Here is a 16,623-nt window from a genome sequence, read left to right as displayed (position 1 = left end):
GCGGAATCCCCGCGAGGACAGGACACGGTGCACCGCGCTGACCCCGGACTCTGGCGGCGGCCCGGCGCCCGCACTACACTTGACCTGACATGGCTGCCTCCGGCACGCCGTCGTGCCCGTCCGGTGGGAGTTCAATGAGGAATCCGATCCATCCGGCAGCCCTGTTCCCGCCGGCAGACGGGGTCCCCGCAGGGTTGCGGCAGAAGTATGCCAGCGCCGGCCACGAGCAGCTGGGCAGCCAGGGACTCGTTTTTCCCGCCGAGCTGCAGCTGCCCGGCCTCAGCCGCCTGATCCAGGAGTCGTGGCGGCGCTCGGCCCAGCTGCAGGCCAACCCGGACAACCCCGAGGCGCCGCTGGCGATGGACCGCGAGGAACTCGAGGAATACCGGCGGCAGCACCCGCTGGCCGCCATCATGCCGGTCATCCACAAGCTCCTGGTCCTGCCCAGCCACGACAGTGGCATGCTGGTGGCCGTGGGTGACGAGGTGGGCCGGCTGCTCTGGGTCGAAGGCGACGCCGAGATGCGCCGCCGGGCCGAGGGCATGATGTTCGTGCCCGGGGCCGACTGGTCCGAAGCGACCGTGGGGACCAGCGCCCCCGGCACCGCCCTGGCCCTGGGCCGCGGCATCCAGATCTCCGGCGCCGAACACTACAATCGCTCCGTCCACCCCTGGAGCTGCACGGCCGTCCCCTTCCACGATCCGGATTCCGGTGCCCTGCTGGGCGTTGTGGACATCACCGGCACCGAGTCCGCCGTCGCCCCGCACACCCTGTCCCTGGTCGAGGCCACCGTGGCCGCCGCCCAGGCGCATCTCCGCGTCGAGCGGCTCCAGCTCGCCGCCGCCAGGCAGTCAACGCCCGCCCGACGCCGGAGCGCTTCCGCCGCGGCGGGCCGGGACGGTGACGGGGCGGCAGGCAGCCTGTACCGCAACAGCCTCCAGCTCCTCGGCCGGGACCAGGCACTGCTCAGCATCGACGGCCGCACCGTGGCACTGTCCGCCCGGCACAGCGAAATCCTGGCCCTGCTCAGCACCCACCCCGAAGGGCTCAACGCCGAGGAACTCTGTGGCCTCCTGTACGCGGGCGACGCCTCCACCATGACGCTGCGGGCCGAGATGGTCCGCCTGCGCAAGGTCCTGCAGCAGCTCAACCCGGCCGCTGTTCCGGATTCGCGGCCCTACCGGCTGCCGCTGGACCTGGTGCCGGACTCCGGCCAGGTCCTGAGCTGCCTGCAGCGCGGCGCCCACCGGATCGCCCTGGAGATCTACCGCGGCGCCGTCCTGCCCCGCTCCGAGGCCCCCGGCATCGCCGAGCTGCGGAGCCGGGTCTCCTCCCTGCTCCGCGAAGCGGTGCTGACGGACGGCAGTGCCGAGTCGCTGCTGAGGTATGCCGAGCTGCCCGAGGCGAGGGACGACGTCGAGGTCCGAATCGCGGCGCTGAAACTGCTGCCGCCGCGCTCGCCGAAGCGGGCCGCCGTCGTGGCTGACCTGGAACGGCTCGAGGCGGAACTGAGCGCCTGACGCGCCGGAGCCAGCGCCCGGTCCCGCCGCAGTGACCCGCCGGAGTGACCCGGGTCACGCGGTTGCAACCTGACTGCAACCTCCCCGCTCCTAGGCTGAACGCATCGGAGGCACCCGCAACGGGCCGCCACCATCGTGCACAGCAAAGGAGCTGCAATGACTGTTTACGCACAGCCCGGTACCGAGGGCTCGAAGGTCACCTTCAAGGACCGCTACGAGAACTACATCGGCGGCGAGTGGGTGGCCCCGGTCAAGGGCCAGTACTTCGAGAACATCACCCCGGTCACCGGCAAGGCCTTCTGCGAGGTCGCCCGCGGCACCGCCGAGGACATTGAGCTGGCGCTGGACGCCGCGCACAAGATCGCCCCCTCCTGGGGGAAGACCTCCGTCGCCGAGCGCGCCGCCATCCTGAACAAGATCGCCGACCGGATCGACGAGAACCTCGAGATGCTCGCCGTCGCTGAATCCTGGGACAACGGCAAGCCGATCCGCGAAACCCTCAACGCGGACATCCCGCTCGCCGCCGACCACTTCCGCTACTTCGCCTCCGCCGTCCGCGCCCAGGAGGGCCGGCTGTCCCAGCTCGACGACGACACCACCGCCTACCACTACCACGAGCCACTCGGCGTCGTCGGCCAGATCATCCCCTGGAACTTCCCGATCCTGATGGCCGTCTGGAAGCTGGCCCCGGCGCTCGCCGCCGGCAACGCCGTCGTCCTCAAGCCGGCCGAGCAGACCCCGTCCTCGATCCTGGTCCTGATGGAACTGATCGGCGACCTGCTCCCGGCCGGCGTCCTCAACGTGGTCAACGGCTTCGGCGTCGAGGCCGGCAAGCCGCTGGCCTCCAGCCCCCGGATCCGCAAAATCGCTTTCACCGGCGAAACCTCCACCGGCCGGCTGATCAGCCAGTACGCCAGCCAGAACCTGATCCCGGTCACGCTGGAACTGGGCGGCAAGAGCCCCAACATCTTCTTCAACGACGTCGCCGACAACACCGACGACGCGTTCTACGACAAGGCACAGGAAGGCTTCGCACTGTTCGCCTTCAACCAGGGCGAAGTGTGCACCTGCCCGTCCCGTGCCCTGGTCCAGGAGGACATCTACGATTCCTTCATGGCCGACGCCGTGGCCCGCGTGGAGAAAATCATCCAGGGCAACCCGCTGGACACCGAAACCCAGCTCGGCGCCCAGGCCTCGAACGACCAGCTCGAGAAGATCCTGTCCTACATCGACATCGGCAAGCAGGAGGGCGCCAAGATCCTCACCGGCGGCGCCCGGGCCGAACTGCCCGGCGACCTGGCCGGCGGCTACTACGTCCAGCCGACCGTCTTCGAGGGCCACAACAAGATGCGGATCTTCCAGGAGGAAATCTTCGGCCCGGTCGTGTCCGTGACCCGCTTCAGCGACTACAACGACGCCATGGGCATCGCCAACGACACCCTCTACGGCCTCGGCGCCGGCGTCTGGTCCCGCAACGGCAACGTCGCCTACCGCGCCGGCCGCGAGATCCAGGCTGGCCGCGTGTGGGTGAACAACTACCACGCCTACCCGGCAGGCGCGGCGTTCGGCGGCTACAAGTCCTCCGGCATCGGCCGCGAGAACCACTCGATGATGCTGGACCACTACCAGCAGACCAAGAACCTCCTGGTCAGCTACAACGAGAACAAACTCGGCTTCTTCTAAGCCGCAGCAAACCCGGGCGGGGCGGATCACGATGGACCGCCCCGCCCGCACCACTAGTGCACCCACGCGGCAGGCCGCCGGTCCACTGCGCACCCCTTTTAGCCACACCCACGCCCGATGACGCAAGGATTTCGCTAATGACGACAACGACGACGACAATGCACGCCGCAGTAGTAACAGAATTCGGCAAGGACCTGCAGATCCAGACCCTCCCGGTGCCCGTACCGGGCCGCGGCGAGGCACTCGTCAAGCTGCTGACCACCGGCGTCTGCCATACCGACCTGCACGCCGCGGAAGGCGACTGGCCGGTGAAGCCCACCCCGCCGTTTATCCCCGGCCACGAAGGCGTCGGCGAGGTGGTGGCCCTCGGTGAGGGCGTCACTGACCTGGCCGTTGGGGACCTCGTCGGCAACGCCTGGCTCTGGTCCGCCTGCGGTGATTGCCAGTACTGCCGCACCGGGTGGGAAACCCTCTGTGAAGCGCAGCAGAACGCCGGCTACAGCGTTGACGGCTCCTTCGGCGAGTACATGCTGGTCGACACACGCTTCGCGGCCAGGATCCCGGCCGGCTCGGACCCTGTTGAGGTGGCGCCGGTGCTTTGCGCCGGAGTGACCGTGTACAAGGGACTCAAGATGACCGAGGCGCGGCCCGGCCAGTGGGTCACGATCTCGGGCATCGGCGGGCTCGGCCACATCGCCGTCCAGTACGCGGTTGCCATGGGCCTCCGGGTGGCTGCGGTGGATATCGCCGATGACAAGCTCGCCCTGGCCAAGAAGCACGGTGCGGAACTGACCGTCAATGCCCTGCATGAAGATCCCGCTGAAGTCATTCAGCGCGAAACCGGAGGTTGTCATGGAGTCCTGGTCACGGCAGTGCACCCGTCAGCATTCGGCCAGGCGATCGGGATGGCCCGCCGCGGCGGAACGATTGTGTTCAACGGCCTGCCGCCGGGAGACTTTCCGGCACCGATCTTCGAGATTGTGCTCAAGGGCCTGACCGTCCGCGGCTCCATCGTGGGAACCCGGCAGGACCTGCAGGAGGCGCTGGAGTTCTATGCCGAGGGCAAGATCCACCCCACCGTCTCCACCCGCGAGCTCTCCGAAGTGAACGACGTCCTCGACGAGATGAAGCACGCCAAGATCGACGGCCGCGTGGTCATCAAGTACTGATGGTCATCAGGTACTGATGAAGAAAGGACTCTGATGCCACCGACCAAGCTCGACGCCGCCGTGACCGTTCCCGGGGAGGACTTCTCCCGGGTGGCACTCACCCCCGTGGCGGTGGAACTGCTGCGCACCCTGTGGCTCCAGCACGGTCCGCTGATGTTCCACCAGTCCGGCGGCTGCTGCGACGGATCCTCGCCGATGTGCTACCCCACCGGGGAGTTCATCACCGGGGACTCGGATGTGCAGCTGGGCCTGTTCGACATCTCCGACGGCCTGCAGCCGCAGCCGATTGAGTTCTGGATGTCGAAGGAGCAATTCAACTACTGGAGCCACACGCACCTGACCGTGGACGTGGTCCCGGGCCGGGGGAGCGGATTCTCGGTAGAAGCGCCGGAAGGCAAACGGTTCCTGATCCGGTCCACGCTGATGGACTGGCCGGTCTAAACCGGAGGGGCTGCGCCCGGGCGGGCCGTGCAGGGGAACCTGCACGGCCCGCTTTTGCGTCCCGCCAGTGGCGTCCGGGCTCCGCCCGTCCCACCTGCGGCTTCACCACAGGAGTCTCACATTGTGGGATAAATCTGGCCGTCCAGTGGATGGACACTACTATGGATAGGTCTGTTTCCATCAAGCTACCGAGAATTTTGGACCTTCCTATGAACCTATTCCGGACCAAGTCGATCGAGCAGTCCATGGCGGACGCCGATGAACCGGGACGCAAGCTGAAGCGCTCGCTCAGCTCCTGGGACCTGATGATCATGGGCGTCGCCGTTGCTGTCGGCGCCGGGATCTTCTCGGTCGGAGCCAAGGCTGCAGCAAACTTCGCCGGCCCCGCCGTGACCCTGTCCTTCGCCATTGCCGCCGTCACCTGTGCGCTGGCAATCATGTGCTACGCCGAGTTCGCCACCGCGATCCCCGTTGCCGGCTCCGCCTACGTCTTCACCTACGCCACCATGGGCGAGCTGCTGGCCTGGATCATCGGCTGGAACCTCATCCTCGAGCTGTTCACCGCCGGCGCGGTGATCGCCAAGTACTGGGGCATCTACCTGAGCAAGGTGTTCGCGCTGATGGGCGTGGACATCCCGCCGTCGATCTCCCTGGGCGGGGTGGACCTTTACTGGGGCGCCTTCCTGATCGTCGCCGTGTTCACCGTGCTGCTGGTGCTGGGGACGAAGCTGTCCGCCCGCGTCGGCAACATCTTCACGCTGATCAAGATCGGCGTTGTGCTCTTTGTGATCGTGGTCGGCTTCAGCTACGTGAAGTTCGAGAACTACGCACCGTTCGTTCCCACGTCCGTGCCGACCGGCGGCACCGGCGCCGCCGACGTTATGAAGCAGTCCTTCTTCGCCTTCCTCACCGGCGCGGCCCCCGCACAGTACGGCACGCTCGGAATCTTCGCCGGCGCTGCCCTGGTCTTCTTCGCGTTCATCGGGTTCGACGTCGTGGCCACCTCGGCCGAGGAGGTCAAGAACCCGCAGAAGACCCTGCCCCGCGGCATCTTCGGCGGCCTCGCCGTCGTCACGGTGCTCTACATCCTGGTGTCCCTGGCCCTGACCGGCATGGTGTCCTACACCCAGCTGGCCGAGGCCGAGAACCCGACCCTCACCACGGCGTTTGAGGCCGTGGGCAACACCGACGCCGCCAAGATCATCGCCTTCGGCTCCCTCGTGGGCCTGACCACCGTGATCATGGTGCTGCTGATGGGCCTCTCCCGCGTGGTGCTGGCCATGAGCCGCGACGGCCTGCTGCCGCGCTCGCTGTCCAGGACCAGCACCATCCGTGCGACGCCGGTCCGCCTGCAGATCATCTGCGGCGCCGCTGTCGCGGTGGTGGCCGGGCTCACCAACGTGGACCTGCTGGAGGAAATGATCAACATCGGCACGCTGTCCGCGTTCGTGACGGTGAGCATCGGCGTGCTCGTGCTGCGCAAGAAGCGCCCGGACCTCAAGCCCGCCTTCCGGGTGCCGTTGGGCAAGGTGCTCCCGATCGTCTCCGCCGTCCTGTGCCTGTACCTCATGACAAACCTGGCCGTTGAGACCTGGATCTTCTTCGCCATCTGGCTCGTGATCGGCATAGCCATCTACTTCTCTTACGGCCAGCGACACTCCCGGCTGAACGAGAAATTCGCAGCGGCCAGAGCCTCCGTCAACGGACCCGCCAAGAGTGCGGCCGCCGACGCCGAGGACGCCGAGCCGGACGCCACCCTCACCCGCTCCTAAATAACCGCAACGCGGGGTCATGTACGGCCCGTCCGGAGGGGCGGGCCGTACATGACCCCGTTGTTGTCGCTATGTGGGCGCTCGCGGTGTGTTCCTCGGGCGCGGACGTCGTCTGAGGCGCACCGGCACCAAACAAAACACCCCGCCACAATTGATCCGTGGCGGGGTGTTTTCGTTCGTCCGAAACTGATTAGCCGATCTTGTTGGCGGCCTCGGCGTCGGAGACAGCGGCTGCGCCCAGGTTGGCCCGCAGCTTGGCGCCAAGCTCGGCGTCGACGTTGGTCCAGTACTGGATGGCGCGTTCCTTGATGCCGGGGTTCTGGACGCCGCTCACGGCACCGGTGATGGTTTCGAGGAAGCGGGCCTTGGCCGCGTCATCGTAGACCTCGCGGTACAGCGTGCCGGCCTGGCCGAAGTCGCTGTCCTCGGAGTGCAGGGTCGCAGCGGTGCGCACCAGCGCGCCGTCGAACTCCCAGGAACCCTCAGCCGCGCGGGCCGGGTCGGCCACGGGGCCGCCGAAGGAATTCGGCGCGTAGACCGGGGCGGCCGCCGGCTTGTAGCCGTGGCGCAGCGAGCCGTCCTGCGAGTAGTTGTTCACCGGCGAGATCGGACGGTTGACCGGCACCTCGTTGAAGTTGGTGCCAACGCGGTAGCGCTGAGCGTCCGGGTAGGAGAACACCCGTGCCATCAGCATCTTGTCCGGGGAGATGTCGTGGCCCGGAACGACGTTCGCGGGGGACAGGGTGATCTGCTCGATCTCGGCGAAGAAGTTCTCCGGGTTGCGGTTCAGCTCGAAGCGGCCAACCTCGACCAGCGGGTAGTCCGCGTGCGGCCAGACCTTGGTCAGGTCGAACGGGTTGAAGCGGTACGTCTTGGCGTCCTCGTACGGCATGACCTGGACGTGCAGGTCCCAGCTGGGGAAGTTGCCCTCGGCGATGGCCTCGTAAAGGTCGCGGCGGTAGTAGTCGGCGTCGGCGCCGGCCAGCTGCTCAGCCTGTTCGTTGGTGATGTTGTGCTCGCCCTGGTTGGAGCGGAAGTGGTACTTGACCCAGAAGCGTGCGCCCTCGGCGTTGGTCCACAGGTAGGTGTGCGAGGAGAAGCCGTGCATCTCGCGCCAGGAGCGGGGCAGGCCGCGGTCGCCCATGAGGTAGGTGACCTGGTGGGCCGACTCGGGGGAGAGGGTCCAGAAGTCCCACTGCATGTCGGCGTCGCGCAGGCCGGAGCCCGGCAGGCGCTTCTGCGAGTGGATGAAGTCCGGGAACTTAATGCCGTCCTTGATGAAGAACACGGGGGTGTTGTTGCCCACGATGTCTAGGTTGCCCTCGGGGGTGTAGAAACGGGTCGCGAAACCGCGGACGTCACGCCAGGTGTCGGGGGAGCCCTGCTCGCCGGCCACGGAGGAGAAACGGATGGCCGTGCCGACCTGGGCGCCCGGCTGGAAGGCAGCCACGCGGGTGTAGCGGGATACGTCGCCGGTCACCGTGAAGGTACCGAAGGCGCCGCCGCCCTTGGCGTGCACGATGCGCTCCGGGATCCGCTCGCGGTTGAACTGTGCCAGCTTCTCGACCAGGTACCGGTCGTGCAGGGCGGTGGCGCCGTCGGCACCGGCAGTCAGCGAGTGCTCGTCGGAAGCGACGGGGGCACCGGTCTGGGTTGTGGTCGCAGTATGCGTGATGGGCGCAGAAAGGTTCGCTGTCATCATTCTCCTTTGTCGTTACTTACTTGTCTGTTGTGGAGGGAAGTTTTTGGGTGCGCTGGCAGTCCTCGCAGATGCCCTGGTACAGCACGTCGGCGATCTGGATGGTCATCGGCCTGCTGTTCTCGTCCCAGCTTGGCGTCAGGCACGGCGCGTGGCCGACGGCGCATTCGACATCCTCCACCCGCCCGCAGCTGATGCAGACGGCGTGGTGGTGGTTGTCGCCCACCCGCGTCTCGTACAGGGCGGGGGAGTGCGGCGGCTCGAAGCGGCGCAGCATCTGCAGATCGGTCAGATCGCCCAGGACCACGTATACGGACTGCGCGGTCAGCTCGGGAAGTTCCTGGCGGGCGGCGGCGAGGATCTGCTCGGCGGGGGAATGCGGGTGGTGCTCGACGGCGGCCAGCACGGCCAGCCGCTGTTTGGTCACCCGGCGGCCGTGGGCATGCAGGGCCGCGGCCCATGCTTCGTGCGTGCCCATCGAATCCGTCATGCCCCCATTCAATCACTTATTATGAGTCGATCATAATAAGGCGCGCCTATGACGCCGCGGCGGCGCCACTAGAGTATCCGGGTGGGGAAATATCTGGCGGACTTCACGCCCTTGCGCGAGAGTCCGGCGTTTCGCCGCCTGTGGCTGGGATCCGCTGTCGCGGCAGTGGGCAGCCAGCTGACCCTGGTGGCCGTGAGCCTGGAGGTCTACCGGCTCACCCAGGACAGCCTCTACGTCGGCCTGCTGAGCATCTTCGCCCTCGTCCCGCTGGTCTTCGGCGGCCTGCTCGGCGGCTCGATCGCGGATGCCCACGACCGCCGCACGGTGGCCCTGCTGGCCTCCTCGGTGCTGTGGCTGACCACCGCCTGCCTCGCCCTGCAGGCCTGGCTGCAGCTGGGGAACGTCTGGCTACTGTACGTCCTGGTCGCGGTGCAAAGCGGGGCGCAGGCCATCAACCAGCCGGCCCGCAGCGCGATCATTCCGGTGCTGGTCCGCAAGGAGCTCCTGCCGGCCGCCAACGCGCTGAGCATGATCAGCTTCGGGCTCACCCTGACCGCCGGGCCGCTGCTGGCCGGGCTGCTGGTGGCCACGGTGGGTTTTGCCTGGACCTACACGATCGACGTCGCCACCTTCGCCTTCGCGTTGTGGGCGCTGCTGAAGCTGCCGGCCATGCCGCCCGGGGAACATGCCCGGCGCGCGGGGCTGCGCTCCGTCGTCGAGGGCTTCCGCTTCCTGGGGACCCGCCCCAACCTGCGGATGACCTTCGTCGTCGACCTGGTCGCCATGATCTTCGCCCAGCCTCGGGCGCTGCTGCCCGCGATCGGCGCCGTGATGATCGGCGGCGGCGAAACCACGGTAGGGATCCTGCTCGCCGCCACCGCCGTCGGCGCGTTCCTGGCCGGCCTGTTCTCCGGGCCGCTGGGGGCGGTGCGGCGGCAGGGCGCCGCCGTCGTCTGGTCCGTGATGGGCTGGGGCGCCTCGATTGCCGGTTTTGGCCTGGTCGTGGTGCTCGCCGGGAGCGCCGGCGCCGGGGGCGTGACGTGGTGGCTGCTGCCGGCCGCCCTGTGCTGCGGCATGGCCGGAATCGCCGACTCCGTCAGTGCCGTCTTCCGGACCACGATCCTGCAGGCGGCCGCGCCGGACCACCTGCGCGGCCGGCTGCAGGGCGTGTTCATTGTGGTCGTGGCCGGCGGACCCCGCGTGGGGGACATGCTCGCCGGCGGTGGGACTAAAATTTTGAATGAGGGCTGGGTCCTGCTTGCGGGCGGCCTGCTGTGCATCGCGGTGGCCTGGACCGTGGCGCACTGCCAGTCGGGCTTCCTGAAGTACGACGCGCGGAACCCGGTGCCGTAGCCGGACGTTTTTGGGTGTGAATCCACAGTGGGACGACTTCTGGAGGAAAAGTGCATCAGCATCACAACGGACTGAAGACCGCCGCCCTTTTCGGCGTGCTGTGGGCAGTGCTGCTGGGCCTCGGGGCGCTGATGGCCTCCAGCATGCGCAGCGCCGCGCCGATCTGGATCATGGCCCTGATCGGCGTCGCCACCACGGCTTATGGCTACTGGAACAGTGACAAAATCGCCATCCGCTCCATGCAGGCCTATCCCGTGACGGAGGCCGAGGCGCCCCAGCTCCACCAGATCGTCCGGGAGCTCTCCGCCACGGCGCAGCAGCCGATGCCGCGGATCTACCTCTCGCCGACGATGGCCCCGAATGCCTTCGCGACCGGCCGGAACCCGCAGAACGCCGCGGTGTGCTGCACCGAAGGGATCCTGCGGCTGCTGGACGCCCGGGAACTCCGCGGTGTGCTGGGCCACGAGCTGATGCACGTGTACAACCGGGACATCCTGACCTCCTCGGTGGCCGCCGCCGTCGCCGGCGTCATCACCTCGGTGGCGCAGATGTTCTTGCTCTTCGGCGGCGGGGACCGGCGCAACGCCAACCCGATCGCGGCGATCGCGATGGCGCTGCTGGCCCCGTTTGCTGCGTCGCTGATCCAGATGGCCATCTCCCGCACCCGGGAGTTCGACGCCGACGAGGACGGGTCCAAGCTCACGGGCGACCCGCTGGCGCTCGCCTCGGCCCTGCGCAAGATCGAGCACGGTGTGCAGCTGGCACCGCTGCCGCAGGACCAGCGGCTGGTCAACGCCTCGCATCTGATGATCGCGAACCCGTTCCGCGGCGGCGGGGTCGCGAAAATGTTCTCCACGCACCCGCCGATGAGCGAACGGATCGGCCGGCTCGAGCGGATGGCCGGCCGCCCGCTGGCCTAGCCGGCCCCTACGCCGGGAACAGCCCTTCGCCCACGTAGCCGCCGGGACGGACGCCGGGCGGGACAGCAAACAGGCCAGAGCCCGTGTGCACCAGGTACTCCACGGACAGCGAGTCCTGCCGGGCCATCGCCGACTGCATGGGCACGTAGTGGGTGCGCGGGTCCGTCACGAAGGCGATGAAGAACAGGCCGGCGTCCAGGTGCCCCAGCCCGTCTGATCCGTCGGTGAAGTTGTAGCCGCGGCGCAGCATCCGCACGCCGCTGTTCTGCGACGGGTGGGCAATCCGGACGTGGGCGTCGGTGGCGATCAGCGGCGCGTCCGCCCAGCCCTTGGCCCCGAAGTCCGGAGCCGTGAATTCGGTGCCCCCGGAGAGCGGGGCGCCCTCCGCCTTGGTTCTGCCGATCAGGCCTTCCTGCTCCCGCAGCGACGTCCGGTCCCAGATCTCGATATGCATCCGGATCCGGCGCGCCACCAGATAGCTGCCGCCCTCCATCCACGCCTCCGGGGCCGGTGCCCCGGCGGGCACCCAGACATGCTCGTCCAGCAGCCCCCCGTCTTCGGCCTTCACGTTGTTGGTGCCGTCCTTGAAACCAAAGAGGTTCCGCGGCGTTTGCTGCGCCCGCGAGGTGGAGGACGTTCGTCCGAAGCCCAGCTGCGACCAGCGGACGTGCGCCTTCCCAAAGGCAATGCGCGCCAGGTTCCGGATGGCATGGACTGCCACCTGCGGGTCGTCGGAGCAGGCCTGGACCACCAGGTCCCCGCCCGTCCGCTGTTCCTGCAGGTCGTCGCCCGGGAAATGCGGCAGATCGATCAGGGCTGCCGGCCTGCGGCCCTCGAGCCCGAACCGGGCCGTGCCGTCCTTTTCGAACAACGTCGGGCCGAAGCCGAACGTCAGCGTCAGCCTGCCCGCGCTCAGGCCCAGGGCCTCGCCGGTGTCTTCCGGCGGGGCGTCGTAGGGTCCGTTGACGGCGCCGGTGGCGCCGGCTTCCTTGCCCGCCGTCATCGCGGCCGCGGCCGCCGTCCAGTCCTTCAGCAGGGCAATGAGCTCGTCGCGGTCTTCGGTGACCACATCGAAGGCGGCCATATGCAGCCTGTCCTGGGCCGGCGTCGTGATGCCGGCCTGGCGTTCGCCGTGGAACGGCACCGTGTCGCTGTCCGGCTGCGGCGGCGGCTCGGCCCCGGCCACGGCGTCGTGGCCCAGGAACCCGGCCGCGAGGCCGGCGGCGGCCCCCACCCCGCCAACCCCGGCCATAGAGAGCAGTCCGCGGCGTGTTACTTTCGTCATTGTTGCCTGCTTAGGGGATTGGTCGCTTAGAGAACGACGGCGGCTGTCAGGTTGGAGAGCGGCTCGCCCAGGGAGTCCACCAGGGTCGCCAGCTTCTGCACCTGCTCAGGGGTGAGCTCGTTGTAGTAAACGAACCCGTCCCCCTTGGCGTACTTGGACAGTTCAGTCTGCAGCGCCGCGAACTTGGTCTCCAGTTCCTCGGCCAGCTCCGGCTGCTTCTGGTCAAGCACCGGGCGCAGGTTCTCGAACGCGATCCGTGCGCCGTCCACGTTGGCCTGGAAGTCCCACAGGTCGGTGTGCGACCAGGCTTCCTCTTCGCCGGTGACCTTGCCGGTGGCCACTTCGTCCAGCAGCTCCTTGGCGCCGTTGCCGAGCTTGTCGGCGGTGAGCTCCACGGTGCGTGTGCGGGTGAAGAGGTCTTCGGTGTCCGTCACCAGCGCGGCCGCGATCCCGGCCCGTTCGGCGGCGGTCATGGCGGTGTAGTCGGCGGGCGGGAACAGGTCCTTCTCGGCACGGTGCCAGCCGGTCCAGGCTTCGCCCGGCTGCAGGTCTGCCTCGCGCAGGTCCAGTTTGGGGTCGAGGTCACCGAAGGACTCGGCGACCGGCTCGATCCGCTCCCAATGCAGCCGGGTCGAGGCATACAGTGCGCGGGCTTTGTCCGTGTCGCCGGCGGCGAACGCCTCGGCGAAGGTCCGGGTGGCGGCCAGCAGCTGCTCCGTCTGGTCCTTCACGTAGGCGGTGTACTGGGCTGTTGCCGTATCGCGCAGCTTCTGCAGGTCCGTGTCGACGGTGACGGCGGTGCCGGAGTCCGTGACGGTGAAGGCGGACCGGATGCCGTCGCCCTCCATCCCCGGCTTGCAGGCGGTGACATACCGCCCGGCGGGCGCGGTGACCACCAGGTTGCGGCTGATGCCGGGGCCGATGTTTTCCACCTCGGCGATGATGCGGAGCCCGTCCTCGGCGAGGAGGTAGAACTCGGTGACCTGGTCGCCGTCGTTCTTCACCGAAAAGGTGAGGTTGCCGCTGGGGGCCTCCGCGGTGGAGACCTGGCACGCGTCGCCGGTGCTGGACACCGTGACAGGTCCGTCGCTGGCCGACGACGACGGCTGGGAGTTGTCGGTGCAGCCGGCCAGGGCCAGCGGGATCAGGACCGCGCCGGCGAGCAGGTTCAGGCCGGAACGGAAGCGGCGCGGGGTCCGCTGGTGGGCGGGGCGGGGGGAAGCAGTCATCAGGGAGTCCTTGGGTGGAGGGAAAACGGCGGAGGTGCGGCTAGGTGTTGGAGGCCCCGACCGGCTGGGCGGCGGTGCGGGCGGCAGCGCGGCGAACGCCCCGCCGGTGTGCAGTGAGGTAGAGGTACATGGTCGGCGCGACGTAGAGAACCCAGGCGGAGGCTTCGAGCCACGTGGTGGCCGGGGAGAAGTTCAGCGTCCCCTTCAGCAGCGTCCCGTACCAGGACGACGGCGGGACTGCCGCCGAGACGTCGAAGGCCAGCGCATGCAGCCCGGGCAGGATGCCGGCCTCCTGCAGGTCGTGGACGCCGTAGGCGAGCACGCCGCCGGCGATGACGATCAGCGCGGCACCGGTCCAGGTGAAGAAGCGGGAAAGGTTGACCTTGAGCACGCCGCGGTGCAGGAGGTAGCCCAGCCCGGCGGCGACCAGGAGCCCCAGCAGCGCGCCCAGCAGCGGCACGGTGGAGGCGCCGGTGGCCTGGGCGGCGGCCCACAGGAAGAGGGCAGTTTCCAGGCCTTCGCGGCCAACGGCGAGGGCGGCGACGACCACGAGTCCCCAGCCGGCGCCGCCTGCGGCCCGGTCGACCTGGTGGCGCAGGTCCGCTCCGAGCGAGCGGGCGGTCCTGGCCATCCAGAACACTATCCACGTGACCAGCCCGACCGCCACGATGGACAGGCTCCCGCCGATGGCCTCCTGGGCCTCGAAGGTCAGGCCGCGCGGGCCGAAGGTCAGCAGCGCGCCGAAGCCGAGGGAGAGCGCGACGGCGATTCCGACGCCGGCCCAAATGCGCGGGATGAGGTGGCGGCGTCCGGTCTTGACCACGTACGCGAGAAGCAGCACCACGATCAGGGATGCTTCAAGGCCTTCGCGCAGGCCAATCAAAAAGTTTGCGGTCATGTTCTGTGTGCCCTCGGGATGTCGGAACCAAGCATAGGCTTACCTAACCTGGAAGATTACCCACGTCCGGGCATTAAGCAAAATTTCCGTGCCCTAATTAAGAACTTCGATGGGCAATTGCGGAACGGCAGGGGATGCGGAAGATCCCGGAAACGCCCGATCCGGCACGCAAGATCCGGGAACGCCAAGCCGGGGAATGCAAGAAGGGTCCGGGGGCCACCAAATCTTGGTGGCCCCCGGACCCTTGCGCGCCGCTCTGCGCCGGAAGTGCGTCCGCTAGCTGCGGAAGTTCACGAACTGCAGGTCGGCCTCGTCGAAGCCCTTCAGCAGGTTCATGGTCTCCTGGAGGTCGTCGCGGGACTTGGAGGTCACGCGGAGTTCGTCGCCCTGGATCTGCGACTTGACCGACTTGGGGGCCTCGTCGCGAATGAGCTTGTTGATCTTCTTGGCCAGGTCCTGGGCGATGCCCTCCTTGATGGTGGCCTCAAGCCGGAACTCCTTGCCGGAAGGGTACGGCTCGCCCGTGTCGAGCGACTTCAGGGAGATGCCGCGGCGGATGAGCTTGGACTGCAGCACGTCCAGGACGGCGAGCACACGCTCCTCGGAGTTCGCCTTCATCAGGATCTTCTCGCCGCTGAAATCGACCTCGGCACCGACGCCCTTGAAGTCGTAACGCTGGACCAGTTCCTTCTGCGCCTGGTGCAGCGCATTGGCGACTTCCTGCTTGTCGACCTTGCTGACGACGTCGAATGTTGATTCGCCTGCCATGACTGTCCTCCTGATGGTTGGGGGGTGCCCGGTGGGGGCCGTGGTGTCTGCAATCCAGCCTAGTACGGATGCCCCTGATGTGAAGGCCGGGCGGCGGCGTTCGGTTCACACCCCGCTTCGGTTCACAGTCCGCTCAAAGCTGAGTCCGGGCGGGAACGAAGGTTCGTGCGGCAGAGTTGGAGGAGTTGGAAGAGTCGTTCGAAAGGCAGAGCTCATGCAGAATCAAGCCGTCCGGTATGTCATCCGATCCACCGCAGCCGCCGCAGGCGGGATCGCCACGGCCGCGACGTCGGTGGCAGCCGCAACGCTGGCCGCCTCGATCATCTTCAGCCCGGCCGCGGATGCCTCGTCCAGGCTCGACGGCGTCCACACTGATCTGGCACGCGCCGTCCAGTTGAACCAGATCACGGAGGAGCAGGCGGCCCGGTTTGAGTCCAAACTCGCTGGCCGCATCCTCGGAGAAGCCTGATTTTCCGGGCTTTTTGGGGCCAAAAAGCGCCGATTCGATTCTTCGGCATAAGTTCTGTAAAGTTGTCTTGCCCGCGGTTACTGGAAGCGGAACGAACCGGAAACGGCCGTTCCGACCAAGGAAGCCGCGAGTGATCTTCTTTTGAAGTTCGGCAGATTACCCGAGCGGCCAAAGGGGGCTGACTGTAAATCAGCTGGCAACGCCTACGGGGGTTCGAATCCCTCATCTGCCACCCTTGGAAAAGCCTCCGGAACCCACAGGTTCCGGAGGCTTTTTCTTTTCCCTGCCTCAGACCGGCGTGCCCGCGGGGACGCAGTTTCCGCGCCTGTTTCGGACGCGGGCCGCGGATTCGGACGGCGGCACCCCGGATCCGCGTAGCGCGCGTCCTAATGCGTAGCGGAACATGCTGAGCGCCAGAGTCGGGTGCCGCGGAAGCAGGAAACCCCGCGGCAGAGCGTCCAGCCGGCGGTGGAGGCTTTGAACCCCAGGGTGCTCGGCTGGCAACGCCTTCGGCGGTTCGAGTCCCTCCTCTGCCACCTTTTTCTTCCCTGCCCCCGTGCGGAGTGCCCGCCAGGACCCAGTTTCCGCGCCTGTTTCGGACGCGGGCCGCGGATTCGGACGGCGGCACCCCGGATCCGCCCAGCGCGGGTCCGAAGGCGTAGCGGAACATGCTGCGCGCCAGAGTCGGGTGCCGCGGAAGCAGGAAACCCCGCGGCAGAGCGTCCCGCCGGCGGTGGCTGCCTTGAGCCCCAGGGTGCCCGCGGGGACGCAGTTTCCGCGCCTGTTTCGGACGCTGGACGCGCATTCGGACGGCGGCACCCCGGATCCGCGTAGCGCGGGTCCGAAGGCGTAGCGGAACATGCTGCGCGCCAGAGTCGGGTGCCGCGGAAGCAGGAAACCCCGCGGCAGAGCGTCCCGCCGGCGGTG

At 67.9% G+C, this 16,623-nt stretch carries 14 protein-coding genes and 1 tRNA gene; 9 read left to right on the top strand and 6 right to left on the bottom strand.

Translation table 11 applies throughout. The features are described from left to right. Positions 1-134 precede the first annotated feature (134 nt). The 5 genes from J2X01_RS11835 (at position 135) to J2X01_RS11815 (ending at position 6,585) form a co-directional block, all read left to right on the top strand. Positions 135-1,520 (top strand): GAF domain-containing protein, encoded by a 1,386-nt coding sequence (locus J2X01_RS11835; RefSeq protein ID WP_310057263.1) that lies wholly within the window; start codon positions 135-137, stop codon positions 1,518-1,520. A 156-nt stretch (positions 1,521-1,676) separates the two neighbouring features. Next, entirely contained in the window at positions 1,677-3,203 is a 1,527-nt protein-coding gene (gene exaC / locus J2X01_RS11830; protein WP_310057260.1) for an acetaldehyde dehydrogenase ExaC, read from the top strand. Between the two features lie 158 nt (positions 3,204-3,361). Continuing rightward, complete coding sequence (adhP, locus tag J2X01_RS11825) at positions 3,362-4,372, top strand: alcohol dehydrogenase AdhP (RefSeq protein WP_310057635.1); 1,011 nt, start codon at positions 3,362-3,364, stop codon at positions 4,370-4,372. Positions 4,373-4,405: 33 nt separating this feature from the next. Further along, complete coding sequence (locus J2X01_RS11820; protein ID WP_310057256.1) at positions 4,406-4,813, top strand: DUF779 domain-containing protein; 408 nt, start codon at positions 4,406-4,408, stop codon at positions 4,811-4,813. Between the two features lie 209 nt (positions 4,814-5,022). Continuing rightward, on the top strand, positions 5,023-6,585 hold the full coding sequence (locus J2X01_RS11815; RefSeq protein ID WP_310057253.1) for an amino acid permease: 1,563 nt from the start codon (positions 5,023-5,025) through the stop codon (positions 6,583-6,585). 190 nt (positions 6,586-6,775) lie between these two features. Here the strand turns inward: J2X01_RS11815 and J2X01_RS11810 are convergent, their stop codons facing one another. Continuing rightward, positions 6,776-8,284, bottom strand: coding sequence for a catalase (locus J2X01_RS11810; RefSeq protein ID WP_310057251.1), 1,509 nt, complete (start codon positions 8,282-8,284; stop codon positions 6,776-6,778). Between the two features lie 19 nt (positions 8,285-8,303). Next, positions 8,304-8,774 (bottom strand): Fur family transcriptional regulator, encoded by a 471-nt coding sequence (locus tag J2X01_RS11805; RefSeq protein ID WP_310057248.1) that lies wholly within the window; start codon positions 8,772-8,774, stop codon positions 8,304-8,306. Between the two features lie 81 nt (positions 8,775-8,855). Here J2X01_RS11805 and J2X01_RS11800 point away from each other — a divergent pair, with 81 nt between their 5' ends. After that, positions 8,856-10,127, top strand: a complete 1,272-nt coding sequence (locus J2X01_RS11800; RefSeq protein ID WP_310057245.1) for an MFS transporter — start codon at positions 8,856-8,858, stop codon at positions 10,125-10,127. Between the two features lie 50 nt (positions 10,128-10,177). Beyond that, complete coding sequence (gene htpX / locus J2X01_RS11795; protein ID WP_310057242.1) at positions 10,178-11,047, top strand: zinc metalloprotease HtpX; 870 nt, start codon at positions 10,178-10,180, stop codon at positions 11,045-11,047. 7 nt (positions 11,048-11,054) lie between these two features. On the opposite strand, the gene efeB is transcribed toward htpX, so the two are convergent. The 4 genes from efeB to J2X01_RS11775 all read right to left on the bottom strand — a co-directional run bounded on the left by efeB (position 11,055) and on the right by J2X01_RS11775 (position 15,227). Next, positions 11,055-12,332, bottom strand: a complete 1,278-nt coding sequence (gene efeB / locus J2X01_RS11790) for an iron uptake transporter deferrochelatase/peroxidase subunit (RefSeq protein WP_310057240.1) — start codon at positions 12,330-12,332, stop codon at positions 11,055-11,057. Positions 12,333-12,358: 26 nt separating this feature from the next. Continuing rightward, positions 12,359-13,561: an iron uptake system protein EfeO gene (efeO, locus tag J2X01_RS11785; protein ID WP_310057235.1), complete on the bottom strand. Its 1,203-nt coding sequence runs from the start codon at positions 13,559-13,561 to the stop codon at positions 12,359-12,361. 40 nt (positions 13,562-13,601) lie between these two features. Further along, complete coding sequence (gene efeU, locus J2X01_RS11780; protein WP_310057233.1) at positions 13,602-14,459, bottom strand: iron uptake transporter permease EfeU; 858 nt, start codon at positions 14,457-14,459, stop codon at positions 13,602-13,604. Between the two features lie 276 nt (positions 14,460-14,735). After that, positions 14,736-15,227 (bottom strand): YajQ family cyclic di-GMP-binding protein, encoded by a 492-nt coding sequence (locus J2X01_RS11775; RefSeq protein WP_310057231.1) that lies wholly within the window; start codon positions 15,225-15,227, stop codon positions 14,736-14,738. A 214-nt stretch (positions 15,228-15,441) separates the two neighbouring features. Here J2X01_RS11775 and J2X01_RS11770 point away from each other — a divergent pair, with 214 nt between their 5' ends. Beyond that, the gene (locus J2X01_RS11770) at positions 15,442-15,696 is read left to right on the top strand and encodes a hypothetical protein (protein WP_310057229.1); all 255 of its coding nucleotides are present in this window, start codon (positions 15,442-15,444) and stop codon (positions 15,694-15,696) included. A 150-nt stretch (positions 15,697-15,846) separates the two neighbouring features. Further along, positions 15,847-15,928 (top strand) — tRNA-Tyr (locus tag J2X01_RS11765). Positions 15,929-16,623 lie beyond the last annotated feature (695 nt).

Source organism: Arthrobacter ginsengisoli (genome assembly GCF_031456935.1).
In the GTDB taxonomy this organism is placed as follows: domain Bacteria; phylum Actinomycetota; class Actinomycetes; order Actinomycetales; family Micrococcaceae; genus Arthrobacter; species Arthrobacter ginsengisoli.
This window is presented reverse-complemented; position numbering and strand designations above follow the sequence as displayed.

What these genes read in the sequence shown, in the direction of transcription:
- exaC (WP_310057260.1), top strand. Translation starts at nt 1,677, where the DNA reads ATGACTGTTTACGCACAGCCCGGTACCGAGGGCTCGAAGGTCACCTTC.
- J2X01_RS11835 (WP_310057263.1), top strand. Translation starts at nt 135, where the DNA reads ATGAGGAATCCGATCCATCCGGCAGCCCTGTTCCCGCCGGCAGACGGG.
- efeO (WP_310057235.1), bottom strand. Translation starts at nt 13,561, where the DNA reads ATGACTGCTTCCCCCCGCCCCGCCCACCAGCGGACCCCGCGCCGCTTC.
- J2X01_RS11810 (WP_310057251.1), bottom strand. Translation starts at nt 8,284, where the DNA reads ATGACAGCGAACCTTTCTGCGCCCATCACGCATACTGCGACCACAACC.
- efeU (WP_310057233.1), bottom strand. Translation starts at nt 14,459, where the DNA reads ATGACCGCAAACTTTTTGATTGGCCTGCGCGAAGGCCTTGAAGCATCC.
- J2X01_RS11770 (WP_310057229.1), top strand. Translation starts at nt 15,442, where the DNA reads ATGCAGAATCAAGCCGTCCGGTATGTCATCCGATCCACCGCAGCCGCC.
- J2X01_RS11775 (WP_310057231.1), bottom strand. Translation starts at nt 15,227, where the DNA reads ATGGCAGGCGAATCAACATTCGACGTCGTCAGCAAGGTCGACAAGCAG.
- efeB (WP_310057240.1), bottom strand. Translation starts at nt 12,332, where the DNA reads ATGACGAAAGTAACACGCCGCGGACTGCTCTCTATGGCCGGGGTTGGC.
- J2X01_RS11820 (WP_310057256.1), top strand. Translation starts at nt 4,406, where the DNA reads ATGCCACCGACCAAGCTCGACGCCGCCGTGACCGTTCCCGGGGAGGAC.
- J2X01_RS11805 (WP_310057248.1), bottom strand. Translation starts at nt 8,774, where the DNA reads ATGACGGATTCGATGGGCACGCACGAAGCATGGGCCGCGGCCCTGCAT.
- J2X01_RS11815 (WP_310057253.1), top strand. Translation starts at nt 5,023, where the DNA reads ATGAACCTATTCCGGACCAAGTCGATCGAGCAGTCCATGGCGGACGCC.
- adhP (WP_310057635.1), top strand. Translation starts at nt 3,362, where the DNA reads ATGCACGCCGCAGTAGTAACAGAATTCGGCAAGGACCTGCAGATCCAG.